The following is a 17,367-nucleotide window of genomic DNA, read 5'->3' as shown; positions in this document are numbered from 1 at the left end:
ATGATCACCCAAGCAGCAATCGGCTTTTCCATCGGCGTGTTATCACTGCATGGCTGGTTTGCCTTGCCCACTTTAACCACAATCCTTATGGTGTCCCTGCTTGGTGGGGGGATTGCTTTATTTATACGTTTCAATTACCGCTATTATGCTGTGGCGAACGTTATATTTGGTTCGATCGCAGGCATAATTGCTTCGTACAGTACAACCTATCACTATGTCGAAACGGTGAAACAAGTTCCTGCAATGGGTGCGAATATTACCATAGTTGGTGAGGTAGATAGCATACAAAATGTGATTATTCCCACCGATAGTTTTGATTTTACAGCCCAAGCAAGTCTCAATGACACATTTACATTAACGACCCCTCTAAAACTGCGTTTGTTCTGGCCGCAAGCAAGTGCTTTTAAGCAAGGTCAAAGGTTACAAATTAAAGCTGTGATCCGTCGTCCTTATGGGCGGGTGAATCAAGCGGGCTTTGACGCAGAAACTTGGTTCGTCGGTCATCGTTATCATGGGCGAGGTACTGTCGTTTCTGCGGTTGTGCTTGACGCTGATCGTGCTGTTTATGAACTTTCTTCTGTGTCAGTGCGCCAGCAACTTTTTGATCGCGCTGTTGCTTTGATGGAGGCAGCGCCGCATCGAGGTTTGCTGCTAGCTTTGAGTTTTGGTGTGCGGGGTGATTTGTCCGATCACGATTGGCTATGGTTGCGCGATAGTGGGCTAGCTCACTTGATGGCTATTTCGGGTCTTCACATTGGATTGGCGTTTGGCTTAGGCTGGTGGTTTGGAAAGCTGTGCCGTGGGCTGCTACCTGAATCGCCTTGTTTATTATGGTTTCCTCTATGGTTAGGGCTGCTATTTGCACTGAGTTATGCCTGGCTTGCTGGGTTTAGTTTACCCACGTTAAGAGCTTTATTCATGGCGTGTTTAGCCATGTTGCTGCTTCGGTGTTATGTGCTGTTACCGCATTGGACGGTACTCTTATTTGCTTTGGCGCTGTGCTTGGCATTTGATCCGCTGGCGAGTTATGCGATGGGATTTTGGTTTTCATTCGCTGCAGTTGCTGTCTTGCTGTTTATTAACGCATCTAATGCACCATTACCTGACATGAGTATATGGACGCTAAGATGGCGTTTTCGCATAAAGCAATTATTCGTACTGCAATTTACGTTATTGCTCTTAATGCTGCCATTACAGTGGTATTTCTTTGGCGGGTTTGCCTTTGCAGCACCCTTGGTCAATTTTGTGGTGATCCCTTGGGTGAGTGTTGTGGTTGTGCCTGTGATACTCGCTGCTATTGTGACCTTATCTTTTCCTTCACTGAGTTCAGCCCTTTGGACTCTTGCTGATCACGCTTTATTTCCTGTGCAATGGCTTGGCGAGCAAACATTAGGTCATTGGTTACATCTTTCGTCATTTTGGTTACCTGTGGGAGTCGGGTGTGTATTACTGACTGCGCTTTTACGTTGGCTACCGTTTTCGAGTTTTAAAGTTTTGTATATCAGCTTGGCTTTGGGACTAGTGAGTTGGCAGGGATGGCGTATTCAAACGATTAATGAATCACAGGATACTTCTCAGAAGTCATGGCAAATCGATATGCTGGATGTCGGTCATGGACTGGCTGTTTTAATTAGTCGTAATGGGCGTGCGGTACTGTATGACACAGGGAACCGCTTCCCAAATGGCAGTATTGCCACTTCTGTGATTGAGCCTGTGCTAAAAGCGCAAGGCATTCGATATCTTGATGGCTTGATACTCAGTCATGCTGATAGTGATCATGCGGGTGGTGCGGATTTTATTGTGCAAAGGTTCTCGCCACAGTGGCTGCGAAGTAGTGATGTACGTGAAAGCTATTTACCTTGTATCCAAGGACAGCGTTGGCAGTGGCAAGGGTTAACGTTTGAAGTGCTATGGCCGCCAAAGCGAGTGAAGCGGGCAGCAAACCCACATTCGTGTGTGGTACGAGTTCATGATGGTTTATTGATAGGTGATGATGGCAAGCGAACAGAGGTATTATTTACTGGCGACATTGATGCGATATCTGAGCTATTAATGGCGCGACTATTCCCAATGCTTAATCCCGATATTTTATTTGTCCCTCATCATGGTAGTGCGACGTCATCAACGGCGACTTGGCTTGCAGATATGACACCGCAGTACGCATTGGTTTCCGTAGCGCGGTACAACCCTTGGGGGTTACCAGTTAAGAGTGTTGAGCAACGCTATCATGATAAGCGAATCCCTTGGCTGAGCACTGCAGAGATAGGGCAGGTGAGTTTACAAATAGCGCCATCAAAAGGTCAAAAACAAAATCGTATCCAGTTCGAGAGCGCTCGCCGACATTATCAACGAACTTGGTATCGCAGCCTGTTTGTGCCTGATGCTGTTGATGTGAGAGTTGATGAGTAAATTTTAATGGTAAGTAAAAACGTCGCTATTCGAATTGTTTAAAAAGAGAGCAAGATAAATACGTTAGCGGCAACAGAGTTGGAGCATCGTGTTGATTGGGAGTAGAATGGGAAGAATCGTCTCAAAATAATAACGAGTTTTCATGACAAAACAGAAAGAGCAGTCGTCGGATAAATCGACGCTGGATACCTTTAAGCAGCTGTGGCCGTTTATTAGTCTGTATAAAGCAGGGCTAGCCGTAGCTGTTGTTGCACTAGTTATTAATGCGTTAGGCGACACCCTAATGCTTTCAATGATCAAACCTCTGATGGATGAAAGCTTTGGCGGATTTGACGCTATAGAAAGCGACTTCCTTACTATGATGCCACTGTATTTGATCTTATTGATGATCGTGCGTGGTGTAAGTGGTTTTGCTTCTACATACTGTCTGTCATGGGTGTCAGGCAATGTTGTAATGAACATTCGCCGCAAGATGTTTAATCATTTCATGAAGATGCCTGTTAGCTTCTTCGATAAAGAATCATCAGGTGCTTTACTTTCCCGTATTACTTACGATTCAGAACAAGTAGCGTCAGCAACCAGTGGTGCATTGGTTAGCCTTGTACGTGAAGGTGCATCAATCATTGGTTTAATGGCGCTGATGTTCTGGAACAGCTGGCAGTTATCCGCCATTCTATTGGTTATTGCACCGATTGTTGCTATCAGTATTCAAATCGTATCTAAGCGTTTCCGCCGTATCTCAAAAAGCATGCAAGATGCGATGGGCTCAGTAACGTCTCAATCAGAACAAATGTTGAAAGGCCATAAAGTGGTGCTGAACTATGGTGGTCAGGATGTTGAGCGCGAGCGTTTTGAGCAGGTAAGTAACCACATGCGTCAACAAAGCATGAAGTTGGTTTCTGCACAGGCAATTGCTAACCCTGTGATTCAGCTAATTGCCTCACTGGCGCTGGTGGTTGTATTGGTTTTGGCTGGCTCTGAATCACTTCGTGCTGAATTAACGCCAGGTACTTTTGCTGTTATTTTCGGTGCCATGTTTGGTCTGATGCGCCCATTAAAAGCTTTAACGAACGTGACTTCGCAGTTCCAGCGCGGTATGGCGGCATGTAATACCTTGTTTGAATTGATGGAACTTGAGCCTGAAAAAGATACAGGTAAACACCAAGTTGAGCGTGCGAATGGTGATATCAAGGTTACTAACGTAACTTTCACCTACCCAACAAAAGATGCGCCAGCGTTACGTAACGTAGACTTTGATCTTCCTGCTGGTCAAACATTGGCATTGGTTGGTCGCTCGGGCTCAGGTAAGAGTACGATTGCTAACCTGTTGACGCGTTTTTACGAGATTGACTCTGGTGAAATTCAATTAGACGGTCGTGCAATCACAGATTACACCCTTGCTAATCTACGTGACCAAATAGCGGTAGTTTCGCAAAATGTGCATCTGTTCAATGACACGGTTGCAAACAACATTGCTTATGCGACAGACGGTAAATTTAGTCGTGAAGAAATTGAACGTGCAGCCGAGTTGGCTTACGCGACGGACTTCATCAAAGAGATGGAGCAAGGCTTTGATACTGTCATTGGTGAGAATGGCGTGAGCTTGTCAGGCGGTCAACGTCAGCGTCTTGCAATTGCACGTGCCTTGCTACGTAATGCTCCAATCCTAATTCTGGATGAGGCGACGTCAGCACTGGATACTGAATCAGAACGTGCGATTCAAGCTGCATTAGATGAGCTGCAAAAAGATCGTACCGTACTGGTTATTGCTCACCGTTTATCGACAATTGAAAATGCCGATCAAATCCTAGTGGTGGATGAAGGTGAAATCATCGAACGCGGTACTCACGATGAATTGATTGTTAAAGACAATGGTGCTTACGCTCAGTTACACCGTATTCAATTTGGTCAGTAATGAGTAACTTGATTGAGAAGATCTGGTTTCAGCGTCACCCTGCCGGGGTGGCGCTGAGCCCGTTATTGTGGCCGTTAAGCAAAATTTTTGCTGCTGTCAGCCGTCATCGTCGTCAACAGTATCAAACGGGCGTAAAAGCGAGCTATCGTGCGCCAGTACCTGTGGTGGTGGTGGGAAATATTACAGCGGGTGGCAATGGTAAAACGCCCGTCGTGGTATGGCTGGTGGAGCAATTGCTTGCGCAAGGGATTAAACCTGGCGTGGTATCTCGCGGTTATGGCGGTAAAGCACCGCATTATCCATACCGAGTTGATGATACGAGTACCACAGACCATGTGGGTGATGAGCCTGTACTTATTCACCGCCGTACGGGTGTGCCAGTGGCAGTTTCCCCAGTTCGCGCAGAGGCTGTTAAGCTGTTATTGGATAGTAGTGATCAGATCGATGTGATTATCACTGATGATGGTTTACAGCATTACGCGCTCGCTCGCGATATTGAGATCATCGTCATTGATGGTCAACGCCGTTTCGGCAATCAAGCGTTGATCCCTATGGGTCCATTGCGTGAGTCTTGCGAGCGGTTGCAAGAAGTCGATTTTAGGATCTGTAATGGTGGCGAAGCGCACGAAGGGGAAATCCCGATGCGTTTAGTACCATCAGAAATGATCAATTTAAAAACCGGCGAGCGACGTGCTGTGCAGCAACTAACCGATGTGGTTGCGATGGCGGGTATTGGTCATCCTCCTCGCTTTTTTGACACATTACGTGAGCAGGGCATTGAGCCTGTTTACTGTCAGCCATTTGCGGATCACCAAGCATTTGAGCCTCAAACTCTGAAGATGTTGGCACAAAAAGGGCAACATCTTGTGATGACAGAAAAAGATGCAGTGAAGTGTCATGCTTTCGCTGAATCGAATTGGTGGTATCTACCTGTGGATGCAGAGCTTCCTGCCACACAGGCACAAGACATTATTCGCCAGATTATTAAGGTAAAGGAACAATATGGATCACCGTCTGCTTGAAATCGTTGCATGCCCAGTATGTAAAGGGAAGCTAAACTTCGATAAAGAAAAGAACGAACTTATCTGCAAATTTGACCGTCTGGCGTACCCAATCAATGACGGTATTCCAGTTCTACTTGAGCCAGAAGCACGCACACTAAGTGCAGAAGAGGTTAACTAAAGATGGGTTTTACTGTCGTTATTCCTGCTCGTTACCAATCTAGCCGTTTGCCGGGTAAACCACTTGCTGATATTGGCGGTAAGCCAATGGTGCAATGGGTGTATGAACAAGCCTGCAAATCTGGTGCTGATCAAGTGATTGTTGCCACCGATGACCAACGCATAGTTGATGTGGTAAAAGGCTTTGGTGGTGAAGTGTGCTTAACTCGTGACGATCATGAGTCTGGCACAGAACGTCTGGCTGAAGTGGTTGAGAAATACCAATTGGCTGACGATCACATTGTGGTTAACGTACAAGGTGATGAGCCGCTGATCCCTGAAAGTATTATTCGCCAAGTGGCTGATAACCTCTCTCGTTGTGAAGCGCCAATGGCGACACTGGCTGTTCGTATTGATCACGCTGATGAAGTGTTTAATCCCAATGCGGTGAAGGTGGTGATGGATGCTAATGGCTACGCACTATACTTTAGCCGAGCGTCTATTCCTTGGGATCGTGACAACTTTGCGAAACGCCCGCAAGAGATCCACCAGAGTCTTCTTCGTCACGTAGGCATTTACGCTTACCGTGCAGGCTTCATTAATACGTACATTAACTGGCAGCCAAGCGCGTTAGAGAAAATTGAATCTCTAGAGCAACTACGCGTGCTGTGGTACGGTGAGAAAATTCACGTAGATGTTGCGATTGATACGCCGCCAGCAGGTGTAGACACACCAGAAGATTTGGAAAAAGTACGCGAGCTGATTGGCTAAGCGTTATCTTGATGCACTGCCTTATTTGGTGCTCTTCAAGTTAGATACAAAAATGCCACCTTATTAAAGGTGGCATTTTTTTGTGCTTAATAAGCGGAATTCACGGATTACGCTTTAGCAGTTTCAGCGTCACCATCTTGTTGGAAAATGGTTTCGTCAGCCTGACCAAGCAAGCGTGAAGTAACAGTACCTGCTGTCATCGCGCCGCTGACGTTAATAGCGGTACGACCCATATCGATTAGAGGTTCAATCGAAATCAGTAGACCCGCTAGGGCAACAGGCATATCCAGTGCCGAGAGTACGATAAGGGCAGCAAAAGTCGCACCACCACCAACACCCGCAATACCGAATGAGCTAATTGTTACGATTGCTACTAGCGTTAGGATAAAGCTGATATCCATTGGGTTGATACCCACGGTTGGTGCAATCATTACCGCCAGCATCGCAGGGTACAGACCTGCACAACCGTTTTGACCCATAGTCGCACCGAAGGATGCAGAGAAGTTAGAAACGCCTTCACCGTTACCTAGTTGTTTCACTTGTGCGTCAATGTTTAGTGGGATAGTTCCGGCACTTGAGCGTGAGGTGAAAGCAAAGGTCAGAACTGGCAGCACTTTCTTCAAAAAGCGAATAGGGTTCACACCCACAAAGGATACCAGTAGCAAATGCATCACAAGGATTAGCGCTAAACCAACGTAAGAGGCGACAACAAAGTTCAGTAGGCTAAGGATGTCATCCACATTTGAGCCTGCTACAACTTTCGTCATTAGTGCTAGTACACCGTATGGCGTTAGGCTCAGTACCATGCGAACCAGAGTTCGTACAACTTCTTGTGCAACTTGTACGAATTTCTCAAAGCTTGCGCCTAGCTCTGGCTGAGTGCGGATAACGTTTAAACCAGCCACACCAATGAAAGCAGAGAAAATCACCACCGCAATAGTTGAGGTTGCGCGGCTACCTGCCAGATCGGCAAATGGGTTACCCGGGAAGAATGAAATAACCATATCAGCAAAAGAAATGCTTTCTACCGAGGTTAAACGGGTTTCAAGCGCAGCACCACGGGCAATTTCACGGGCACCTTGTACAATACCTTCTGCAGATAAGCCAAATAGGTGACTAACGAATAAACCAATAACGGCAGAAACTGCGGTTGTTGCCAGTAGGATACCAATGGTTAAGCCTGAGATTTTGCCTAGTGAACCAGAATCTTTCACTTTGATGATGGCACCGATAATCGACACCATGATCAATGGCATGATGATCATTTTAAGTAGGCTGACATAACCAGCACCGACGATATTAACGTACTCAAGCGTTTCGCTAATAACCGCACTACCGCCCCCATAAATAAGTTGCAGCGCACCACCAAATAGCACACCTAAACCTAGGCCAGTAAAAACGCGTTTTGAAAGGGTTTGATCTGATTTCTGTTGTTTTGCCAATAGGGCAATGAGCAAGGCGAACAATGCCAAGTTAATAATTGAATACATACTTTCTCTAGCCACTTAACTGTTTGATCTTCTATTGGCTGAGATATTAAAGAGATAGTTTAAAAAACGGGAGCGATTTTTATAGCTATCAATATATGAATTTCGCACAACTTATAACAAAACTGGATATAAGGGCGTTATGGCGTCAGGCAGAATAAAAAGCCAGCAGAGAAGCTGGCTTTAGAGAATGATAATAAAGGTGAAAGCAAAATTAGGCTATGAAACCATATCACCTTTGGTCAGTACTACCGCTGTGGTTGGAGCTTCTTTTTTCACCGGTCCTGCTTGGTTACCAATAATATTGCGCAGACGCTGCCACCATTGACCAAGAGTTTCATGCCAGTAGCGTTCAGTTTGCTCAAGGTATTTTGCTTGTGGGGTGTACTTCGCCCAAGGCTGTGAAATATTTCGGGTCGCTAAGAAGTTAGTTGGTGCTGGAATTGGCTTCATACCTGCTTCATTAAACTCAAACAACGCACGTTCCATATGGCTGGCAGAAGTAACTAACACTAGGTTTCGATCACCGACCACAGAGTGAGCCTGAAAAGCTTCTTCCCATGTATCTTTGGCGGTTTCTAGTAGCAGAATGTCGGTTTTGTTGATCCCAAGCGCGAGCGCCACTTTTGCCATCATGCGGGCTTGGCTGGTATTGGTGCCGCCGCCATAGCCAGAAAGAATCAGCTTGGCGTTCGGATATAAACGATGAATACGCATTCCTTCTGATAAACGCATTAATGCCGTGCGTGACAGTTGCGATGTAATTGGCATTTCATGGTCAATGACATGGCCACTTCCCAACACCATGATGTAATCGACAGGCTGTTCAGTGGGAACGAACGGCTTGTACTTGCGTTCCATCGGTTTTAGCAACTCGGTGGCGATAGGTTGAAACGCAAATAAGAAAATGCCCAGTAATGAACAAGTGAGCATAGAGGCTGCCACTGTTTTCTTTTTGGTAAACCACAGTAGCATTAGTCCGATAAAGCCAATAATTAGCATCGCGGGGAGTGGCATGAGTAGTGCAGATATCAATTTTTTTAGTTCAAACATAGAATCTAGCCCGAAAAATCAGCAGTTGAGCTTAAAAAGACATCACAAGCCTTTATTCCTATAAAGCTTGTGAGAAAATAAACACCATTTTAGACCCGCTATCATAACGTAAAGCAGCCGTGATCGAAGATCGAAATTTTGACGACTTAGCGCAAAAATTTGCCAAAAACATCTACGGGACCGCCAAAGGGCAGATCCGACAGACTGTAGTATGGCAAGATTTGCAGCAAATCTTAGCGGCCTTGCCGACGGAACAACCATTAGCTGTGCTTGACGCAGGTGGTGGTGTTGGGCAACTCTCGCAGAAACTCGCCGAGCTAGGACACCGAGTGACATTGTGTGATCTCTCTGGTGAAATGCTGAAATTAGCGGAGCAAGACATTGCGAAAAATGGCCTGCTTGAGCAGTATCGTCTGGTTCACAGTTCGGTACAGGAGATCGGTGAGCACTTAGAGGCGCCAGCAGATCTCGTTCTGTTCCACGCCGTGATGGAGTGGTTGGCGGATCCGCAAGACGCATTGAATTGTTTGTTAGAACAAGTGAAACCGGGTGGGATTATCTCGGTGATGTTCTACAACTACAATGGCTTGCTATTTAAGAATTTAATTTGTGGCAACCTGACGCATGTTGAAGAAGGGATGCCGCATCGTAAGCGCTTTAAGCTCCAGCCATATCAAGGGATCAAACCTGAAGAGGTTTACCAATGGCTCGAAGAGGGCGGTTTTAACATCCTTGGCAAAACCGGTGTTCGCACGTTCCATGATTACATGCGCGATACCATGGTTGGGGATTACACATTTGAACAAGTTCTTGAGATGGAGCAAAAGCTGTGTCGCCAAGAACCTTATTTGTCGCTTGGGCGTTACATCCATGTTTACGCTCAAAAGCCGCATGTGGTAGCGACAGATACTATTAACAGCAAGAAGGACAACGGATGAGTGAAGTTACCCAGACCGTTCCTGAGTTGGTAACCTGGGTTAAGCAGCATGAGTTCTCGCTTAACTTACCAACTGAGCGGCTGGCGTTCTTGTTGGCGATTGCTGTTTTAAGCGGTGATCGCTTTGAAGAAGAGTTAGGGGAAGGTGAGCTGATCGATGCATTTCGCATCGTGAGTGATCTGTTCGAGCAATCGAAGGAAACGCTCGCATTTCGTGCCAATAACGCCATTAATGAGTTGGTCCGCCAACGTCTAATTACCCGTTTTACCAGTGAAGTGAACGACGGTGCCAGTATTTACCGTTTAAGCCCGCTGGCATTAGGGATCACCGATTACTACGCGCGTCAGCGTGAATACTCGACCTTGAAATTGTCGATTCAGTTGGCGATGGTAGCCGATGAAATCAACAAGGCGGCAGTCGCGGCGAAAGAAGGTGGTGATGAAAAACACTGGCGTAGTAATGTTTACGCTGTGTTGAAGTACTCAGTTGCCGAGATCTTTGATCGCATCGACTTGAACCAGCGCACCATGGATGAACAGCAACAGCAAGTGAAACAAGACATTGCTGAGCTACTGAACCAAGACTGGCAAGCCGCGATCACCAGCTGTGAAAGCCTACTGGACGAAACGTCAAGTACGCTGCGTGAACTGCAAGACACCCTGCAAGCGGCGGGTGACCAACTGCAAACCCAGTTGTTAACTATTCAAGAAGAAACCCAAGGTAACTTCGAGCTTGATTTTGTCGACGGCATGATTTTCATCCTTCAGATGAAACTAGATCGTATTATCAGCTGGGGTCAGCAAGCGATTGACCTTTGGATCGGTTACGACCGTCACGTCCATAAGTTTATCCGTACCGCGATTGATATGGATAAAAACCGTGCATTCAGCCAGCGTCTGCGTCAGTCGGTGACTGAATACTTCGATAACCCATGGTTACTAACCTATGCCGATGCTGAGCGCTTACTCGATATGCGCGATGAAGCTTTGGTGCTTCGTGATGATGAAGTAACAGGTATTGTGCCGGAAGAAATGGAGTTCGAAGAGCTAAGCACGGTCAATGACCAACTTGCCGAACAAGTTGCTGCCATGCTGCAAGCGCACAAAGAGACAGGCGCACCTATTAACCTTAGCGTGCTACTGAAAGAGTATCTTGCTGAACATGCCCATGCTCAGCATTTTGATTTATCGCGGATTGTGATCGATCAGGCCGTTCGATTGGGTTACTCAGAATCGGACTTCAATGCTATTCAGCCTGACTGGGAAGCGATTAACGACTACGGAGCTAAGGTACAAGCCAATGTCATCGATAAATATTGAAGAATTTATGCCGGAAAAGCTGGCGAAAGCCATTGCTAACCCGCTTTTCCCTGCACTTGATAATGCGCTCCGTTCTGGTCGTCATATTTCGAGTGAAGATCTTGATAACCATGCTTTGCTGATTGATGCAGAGCGTGAACTTCACATGTTCTACAAGCGTTACAACGCCGAGTTAGTGCGTGCTCCTGAAGGTTTCTTTTACCTGCGTCCACGTTCGACCTCACTGATCAGTCGTTCTGTATTGGCTGAAATCGACATGCTCGTTGGTAAGGTACTGTGTTTCCTTTACCTAAGCCCAGAGCGTTTGGCGCACGAAGGTATTTTCACCAACCAAGAGCTGTTCGACGAGCTGATGACATTAGCGGACGAACAAAAGCTGATGAAGCTGGTAACAAACCGCGCGTCGGGCTCTGATTTAGACCGTGAAAAACTGTACGACAAAGTGAAAACATCACTTCGTCGTCTGCGTCGTCTAGGCATGATCATTCCTGTAGGCGAAAACGGTAAATTCCGTATCAGCGAATCAGTATTCCGCTTTGGTGCTGATGTTCGTAGCGGTGATGATGTGCGTGAAGCGCAGTTACGTCTGATCCGTGACGGTGAAGCTGTGGTTCACCAACAAGAGCCAAGCCAGTCAAGCCTGCTTGATGAAGAAGAGCATGAAGAACAATTAGAGCTGCCGACAGAGACAGCAGAACAAGAAGGTGAAGTGTGATGGAACGCGGTAAGTATCAATCGCTCACCATGGTCAACTGGAACGGCTTTTTTGCCCGTACCTTTGACATTGATAACCTAGTAACAACCTTATCGGGCGGTAACGGTGCAGGTAAGTCGACCACGATGGCGGCATTCATTACCTCACTGATCCCAGACCAAACGCTACTTCACTTCCGTAACACCACGGAAGCGGGTAGTTCGGCAGCGTCTCGCGATAAAGGTCTTCACGGTAAGCTAAAACCGGGTTCATGTTACTCAGCGCTAGACGTTGTGAACTCGAAGAAACAACGCATTATTTTTGCGGTTCGCCTACAGCAAGTTGCGGGTCGTGATAAGAAAGTGGATATCAAGCCATTCATTATTCAAGGCTTGCCTTCGCACATTAAACCTACCGAAGTGTTGGTTGAAACGGTTTCTGAAACCCAAGCGCGTGTTCGTCAGCTTAACGAAGTGAAAGATCAAGTTTCTGAAATGGAAGGCGTTGTATTTAAAGCCTTCAACTCAGTAACCGATTACCATGCGCAAATGTTTGAGTTCGGTGTACTGCCGAAGAAACTACGCAACGGTACTGATCGCGGTAAGTTCTACCGTCTGATCGAAGCATCGCTTTACGGTGGTATTTCAAGTGCAATCACGCGTTCACTACGTGATTACCTACTACCGCAAAATACTGGCGTTAAGAAAGCATTCCAAGATATGGAAGCTGCGCTGCGTGAAAACCGCATGACGCTGGAAGCGATCAAGCTAACGCAAAGTGACCGTGACCTGTTCAAGCATTTAATCACCGAAGCAACTAACTATGTTGCAGCGGACTACATGCGTCACGCTAATGATCGTCAACAACGCCTAGAGAAAACCCTCAGCCTACGTGGCGAACTGATGGGTTCTCGCCAAGGCCTGTACGATCACCAAAGCACGCTAAAAAATCACACTGCTGAGCTTGAAGAGCTAACCGAGCGCGAATCCGGTCTTGAACAAGACCACCAAGCGGCTTCTGATCACCTGCAATTGGTGCAAACGGCTGTTCGCCAGCAAGAGAAGATCGAGCGTTATAAAGAAGATCTTGAAGAGCTAACTGAGCGCCTTGAAGAGCAAGTAATGGTAGTGGAAGAAGCTGCTGAACAACTTGCGATGGCGGAAGAACAAGCTCTACTGACAGAAGAAGAAGTTGATAGCCTGAAAACGCAACTTGCTGATTACCAACAAGCGTTGGATATGCAGCAAACCCGTGCACTTCAATATCAACAAGCGGTTCAAGCGCTAGAAAAAGCACGCGACCTAACGGGTGATGAGCAGCTATTGGCGGATAGTGCGCCAGCATTCCTGAACCAACTTAAACAAAGCGAAGAGCAGAAAACCACAGCATTGCTAGCACTGAAACACAAGCTAGATATGTCGTCGGCTGCCGCGCAGCAGTTTGAGAAAGGTCTGCAAATTGTTACGACTATTGCTGGTGCGGTTGACCGTGCACAAGCAAGTGCGAAAGCACAAGAACTGATCGTGCATGCGCGTCAGCTTCGTCATGTTGCTGAGCGTGGTGAACAGTTGAAAGCGCAGTTCCGCGATTTAGAGCGTGGTGTACGTCAGCAACGCCAAGCGCAAGAACTGGCCCAAAGCTACACCAAGCGTTTTGCAACCACAGTGGATAGCGAACTGGCGCTAGCGGAAGAACAAGCACGCCATGAAGCAACACTAGAATCGTTAGAGCAAAACCAAGAAACCTTGGTTGAGCAACGTAGTGAACTTCGTGGTAAAGAGCAGCAGCTTGGCAGCCAAATTAAACAGCTAGAAGCGAAAGCGCCTGCGTGGATTGCAGCGAGCGATGCACTAGAAAAATTGGCTGAACAATCACAGCTTGAGCTATTTGATAGCAACGCGGTAATGAGCGCGATGCAAAAGACACTCGATAGCGAGCGTCAAGCATCAAGCATGCGCGATCAACTGGCACAGCGTAAGCAACAACTTGAATTGGATATCGAGCGTTTGGCACAGCCAGGCGGTAGCGATGATTCACAGTTACGTTCACTTGCTGATACTTTAGGCGGCACCATGCTGTCTGAGATCTACGACGACATTACGCTAGCTGATGCACCTTACTTCAGTGCGATGTACGGTCCTGCGCGTCACGCGATTGTAGTACCCGATCTAAAAGGTATTAAAGATAAGCTGATTGCGCTAGATGATTGTCCTGACGATCTTTACATCATCGAAGGTGATGCAGATTCGTTTGACGACAGCGGCTTCGATGTTGATGAACTAGACCAAGCGGTATGTGTTCACCTAAACGATCGTCAACTACGTTACTCTCGTTTCCCGAAAGTACCATTGTTCGGTCGCGCAGCGCGTGAACAACGTCTAGAGCACTTGCGTGAAGAGCGTGAGCAAGTAGTCGAAGATCACGCTAAAGCGTCATTCGATTCGCAAAAACTACAGCGTTTGTACCAGAGCTTTAATAGCTTTGTCGCCACTCACCTGTCAGTTGCTTTCCAACCAGACCCTGAAGCTGAGCTGAAAACGGCACGCGATCAGCGTAACCAAGTGGTTCGTCAGCTATCTGAAGTGGATGCACAAGAGCAACAACAACGTAGCCAACTAAACGGTGCGCGTGAAGGTCTGAACCTATTGGGTAAACTTAGCCCAATGGTTAACTTGCTAGAAGATGAGACTATCGCAGAGCGTTTTGCTGAAGTTGAAGCGCAACTGGCACAGCTTGATGAAGCGCGTAACTACTTAGACCGTCATGGTAAAGCTATTACTGAACTTGAAGGTTTGGTATCTGCGCTAGATGCCGATCCTCAGCAGTTTGAAGCACTGAACATTCAGTACCAAGATGCAGACCAATCGCTACAAGCGCTGAAGAAACAAATTTTTGCCGTAGCTGATTTAGCTGAGCGTCGTCACCACTTTGGTTACGCCGATTCTGTTGAGCTATTGAATAAGAGTTCTGAGCTTAACGAACAGCTAAAAGCGAAATTGGTTGCAGCTGAGCGTGAACGTAATCGCGGCCGTGAAGCGTTGAAACAAGCGCGTTCACAAGCCAACCAATACAACCAGCTAATGGCTTCGCTGAAGAGTTCACACCAAGCGAAACTGGAAACAGTGCAAGAGTTTGAACGTGAACTGCAAGAGCTAGGTGTACGTGCTGATGTTGAAGCAGAAGAGCGTGCGCGTCTGCGTCGTGATGAACTGAACGAACGTCTACATAGTTCACGTACTCGTCGTAGCCAGCTTGAAAAATCGATCACCTCGATTGAGCTAGAAATGAAGGGCTTGGTGAAACGTCTACGTAAAGTGGGCAAAGAATACCAAGACCTACGTAAGCTGGTAGTTAATGCGAAAGCGGGTTGGTGTGCTGTACTACGCCTTGCACGTGAAAACGATGTTGAGCGTCGTCTACACCGTCGTGAAATGGCATACATGTCAGCAGATGAGCTACGTTCACTGTCGGATAAATCGCTAGGTGCACTGCGTCTTGCGGTTGCGGATAACGAAGATCTGCGTGATGCACTTCGTGCTTCTGAAGATGTATCTCGTCCTGAGCGTAAAGTCTTGTTCTACATCGCGGTATATCAACACCTTCGTGAGCGTATCCGCCAAGATATCATTCGTACCGACGACCCAGTTGAAGCGATTGAAGAGATGGAAGTGGAGCTGGCGCGTCTAAGCGACGAGCTAACGGCACGTGAGCAGCGTCTGGCAATCAGCTCTGATTCTGTTGCGAACATTATCCGTAAGACGATTCAACGTGAGCAGAACCGTATTCGCATGCTAAACCAAGGTCTAATGAACATTGGTTTCGGTCAGGTGAAAGGTGTACGTCTGAATGTGAAAGTACGTGATACACACGAATCACTACTTGCAGGCTTGGCTGAGCAACAAGATCAGCACCAAGATTTGTTTGGCAACAACCGCCTGACTTTCTCTGAAGCGATTGCGAAACTGTTCCAACGTTTGAATCCGCATATCGATATGGGTCAGCGTTCGCCACAAATCTTGGGTGAAGAGTTACTGGATTACCGTAACTACCTTGAGCTAAGCATTGAAGTTAACCGTGGTACTGATGGTTGGCTACAAGCTGAGTCGGGTGCACTATCAACCGGTGAGGCAATCGGTACAGGTCAGGCAATCCTATTGATGGTTGTTCAAAGCTGGGAAGAAGAATCGCGTCGTCTACGTGGTAAAGATATCATTCCTTGTCGTCTGCTATTCCTTGATGAGGCAGCGCGTCTGGATGCGAAATCTATCTCGACTCTGTTTGAACTGTGTGATCGTCTGGATATGCAGTTATTGATTGCAGCGCCAGAAAACATCAGCCCAGAGAAAGGTACGACTTACAAACTGGTTCGTAAGATCTTCAAAGATCGCGAGCACGTACATGTGGTGGGTCTACGTGGTTTTGGTCAAGAGCCTAAGCCTCAAGCCAATATTCAAGATGTACTTGATTTAGATCCTGCGTAACCGATACGGGAACTAAATATTCAATTGAAGACCTAGTCGCTTAAGCGGCTAGGTCTTTTTTTATGTCTCTTAACAGTGACGCTAACGGGTGGTATCCCTCTGGATTAGTTCAAAGTTAACGTTGGCATACAGTGGCAATTCGCGCCCATCTCTGTGCTTTTCGACTAGCATATTCACGGCTTGTGCTCCCATCATCCCGGAGTGGATCTTAACGGTAGAGAGTGGGGGAGAAGTAAATTTTGCTGACGGGATATCATTTACACTGATTAAGGCAATCTCGTCTGGGACTTTGATCCCTTTTTCATTTATCGCTCGAAGCACACCGACTGCAATAGAGTCATTGGCGATGAACAATGCTTGAGGATAATTCGGTTTCGAGAGCATCTCACACGCTAGTTTGTAGCCAGATAGGCTGGTGAATTCCCCTCTATACACATCCTCATTATCAACAATGTTTAAGTGCTTGCCATATAAGCAGAATGTCGATTCACGGGTGTCGATTTGATCGATCTCATCATAGCCCCCAATAAAGCCGACCCTTTGGTAATTCTGTGCATGGAAGAAGTCGACAATGCTGCGAGTTAATTGGTGCAAGTTGACACTCACTGAGTCGTAGTTAGATTTTTCGTCTCGGAAGTCAACGAGGCAAATATTATCCGTTAACTCTTTTGCCTTAATGATGGTTTGTTTACCGTCGCCGACAATGATCACGCCTGTGATGTTATTACGATGAATAAAGGGTTCACCTTGGAACTGGTGGGAGAGCGAAATATCAAGCTTATCGCACTGCATCTCTATCCCATGACGTATCGATAGGTAATAGGGATCATCAACTTCGATTTCACGACCGTAATTATAAATAGCCAAAAAGGAATGTGTGGCATCAACTTTGGATTTAGCAAAGTGGTAATGCAATTGCTCAGCTATTTCAAGGATCCTGTGCCTAGTATCATCTTTCACACTCAGTGTTTTATCGTCATTGAGTACCCGCGACACAGTTGAAATAGACACTCCTGCCTTCTCTGCAATTTCTTTCAATGTGGCCATGATTTTATTTCCAGAACCAAATTTTTTAGTAAAACATACACTGGGGTTAATTAGAGTGACGTAATTTGGATTTCTTGAGTATGTACTGAAATC

Annotated in this window: 12 protein-coding genes; 9 read left to right on the top strand and 3 right to left on the bottom strand. The window is 46.6% G+C overall.

Annotation, left to right across the window (positions count from 1 at the left end; translation table 11 throughout):
- The 5 genes from A3K86_RS04940 (at position 1) to kdsB (ending at position 6,255) form a co-directional block, all read left to right on the top strand.
- On the top strand, positions 1-2,409 hold the full coding sequence (locus A3K86_RS04940) for a DNA internalization-related competence protein ComEC/Rec2 (RefSeq protein WP_107270178.1): 2,409 nt from the start codon (positions 1-3) through the stop codon (positions 2,407-2,409).
- A 142-nt stretch (positions 2,410-2,551) separates the two neighbouring features.
- On the top strand, positions 2,552-4,324 hold the full coding sequence (msbA, locus tag A3K86_RS04935) for a lipid A ABC transporter ATP-binding protein/permease MsbA (RefSeq protein WP_068328537.1): 1,773 nt from the start codon (positions 2,552-2,554) through the stop codon (positions 4,322-4,324).
- A complete protein-coding gene (lpxK, locus tag A3K86_RS04930; RefSeq protein WP_068328534.1) occupies positions 4,324-5,346 on the top strand; it encodes a tetraacyldisaccharide 4'-kinase in 1,023 nt (340 codons plus the stop codon). Before msbA ends, lpxK begins: the two co-directional genes overlap by 1 nt.
- Positions 5,327-5,506, top strand: a complete 180-nt coding sequence (locus tag A3K86_RS04925; RefSeq protein WP_068328530.1) for a Trm112 family protein — start codon at positions 5,327-5,329, stop codon at positions 5,504-5,506. The genes lpxK and A3K86_RS04925 overlap by 20 nt, the downstream gene beginning before the upstream one ends.
- Positions 5,507-5,508: 2 nt before the next feature.
- Positions 5,509-6,255, top strand: coding sequence for a 3-deoxy-manno-octulosonate cytidylyltransferase (gene kdsB / locus A3K86_RS04920; RefSeq protein ID WP_068328527.1), 747 nt, complete (start codon positions 5,509-5,511; stop codon positions 6,253-6,255).
- Between the two features lie 107 nt (positions 6,256-6,362).
- On the opposite strand, the gene A3K86_RS04915 is transcribed toward kdsB, so the two are convergent.
- On the bottom strand, positions 6,363-7,745 hold the full coding sequence (locus A3K86_RS04915; RefSeq protein WP_068328524.1) for an L-cystine transporter: 1,383 nt from the start codon (positions 7,743-7,745) through the stop codon (positions 6,363-6,365).
- 216 nt (positions 7,746-7,961) lie between these two features.
- Positions 7,962-8,795, bottom strand: coding sequence for an envelope biogenesis factor ElyC (elyC, locus tag A3K86_RS04910; RefSeq protein WP_068328522.1), 834 nt, complete (start codon positions 8,793-8,795; stop codon positions 7,962-7,964).
- A gap of 119 nt (positions 8,796-8,914) precedes the next feature.
- On the opposite strand from elyC, the gene cmoM reads away from it, so the two are divergent.
- The 4 genes from cmoM to mukB are packed head-to-tail and all read left to right on the top strand — an operon-like array spanning position 8,915 to position 16,227.
- A complete protein-coding gene (gene cmoM / locus A3K86_RS04905) occupies positions 8,915-9,733 on the top strand; it encodes a tRNA uridine 5-oxyacetic acid(34) methyltransferase CmoM (RefSeq protein ID WP_068328518.1) in 819 nt (272 codons plus the stop codon).
- Complete coding sequence (gene mukF / locus A3K86_RS04900; RefSeq protein WP_068328504.1) at positions 9,730-11,052, top strand: chromosome partition protein MukF; 1,323 nt, start codon at positions 9,730-9,732, stop codon at positions 11,050-11,052. The genes cmoM and mukF overlap by 4 nt, the downstream gene beginning before the upstream one ends.
- Positions 11,033-11,767: a chromosome partition protein MukE gene (gene mukE, locus A3K86_RS04895; protein WP_068328499.1), complete on the top strand. Its 735-nt coding sequence runs from the start codon at positions 11,033-11,035 to the stop codon at positions 11,765-11,767. Before mukF ends, mukE begins: the two co-directional genes overlap by 20 nt.
- A complete protein-coding gene (gene mukB / locus A3K86_RS04890) occupies positions 11,767-16,227 on the top strand; it encodes a chromosome partition protein MukB (RefSeq protein WP_068328495.1) in 4,461 nt (1,486 codons plus the stop codon). Before mukE ends, mukB begins: the two co-directional genes overlap by 1 nt.
- An 81-nt stretch (positions 16,228-16,308) precedes the next feature.
- Here the strand turns inward: mukB and ebgR are convergent, their stop codons facing one another.
- The gene (gene ebgR, locus A3K86_RS04885) at positions 16,309-17,274 is read right to left on the bottom strand and encodes a transcriptional regulator EbgR (protein ID WP_068328493.1); all 966 of its coding nucleotides are present in this window, start codon (positions 17,272-17,274) and stop codon (positions 16,309-16,311) included.
- Positions 17,275-17,367: the final 93 nt, after the last annotated feature.

The sequence above is a fragment of the Photobacterium jeanii genome (assembly GCF_001650345.1).
In the GTDB taxonomy this organism is placed as follows: domain Bacteria; phylum Pseudomonadota; class Gammaproteobacteria; order Enterobacterales; family Vibrionaceae; genus Photobacterium; species Photobacterium jeanii.
The sequence above is the reverse complement of the archived record's forward strand: the minus strand, read 5'-3'. Positions and strand labels throughout refer to the sequence as shown.

What these genes read in the sequence shown, in the direction of transcription:
- A3K86_RS04940 (WP_107270178.1), top strand. Translation starts at nt 1, where the DNA reads ATGATCACCCAAGCAGCAATCGGCTTTTCCATCGGCGTGTTATCACTG.
- msbA (WP_068328537.1), top strand. Translation starts at nt 2,552, where the DNA reads ATGACAAAACAGAAAGAGCAGTCGTCGGATAAATCGACGCTGGATACC.
- lpxK (WP_068328534.1), top strand. Translation starts at nt 4,324, where the DNA reads ATGAGTAACTTGATTGAGAAGATCTGGTTTCAGCGTCACCCTGCCGGG.
- A3K86_RS04925 (WP_068328530.1), top strand. Translation starts at nt 5,327, where the DNA reads ATGGATCACCGTCTGCTTGAAATCGTTGCATGCCCAGTATGTAAAGGG.
- kdsB (WP_068328527.1), top strand. Translation starts at nt 5,509, where the DNA reads ATGGGTTTTACTGTCGTTATTCCTGCTCGTTACCAATCTAGCCGTTTG.
- A3K86_RS04915 (WP_068328524.1), bottom strand. Translation starts at nt 7,745, where the DNA reads ATGTATTCAATTATTAACTTGGCATTGTTCGCCTTGCTCATTGCCCTA.
- elyC (WP_068328522.1), bottom strand. Translation starts at nt 8,795, where the DNA reads ATGTTTGAACTAAAAAAATTGATATCTGCACTACTCATGCCACTCCCC.
- mukF (WP_068328504.1), top strand. Translation starts at nt 9,730, where the DNA reads ATGAGTGAAGTTACCCAGACCGTTCCTGAGTTGGTAACCTGGGTTAAG.
- mukE (WP_068328499.1), top strand. Translation starts at nt 11,033, where the DNA reads ATGTCATCGATAAATATTGAAGAATTTATGCCGGAAAAGCTGGCGAAA.
- mukB (WP_068328495.1), top strand. Translation starts at nt 11,767, where the DNA reads ATGGAACGCGGTAAGTATCAATCGCTCACCATGGTCAACTGGAACGGC.
- ebgR (WP_068328493.1), bottom strand. Translation starts at nt 17,274, where the DNA reads ATGGCCACATTGAAAGAAATTGCAGAGAAGGCAGGAGTGTCTATTTCA.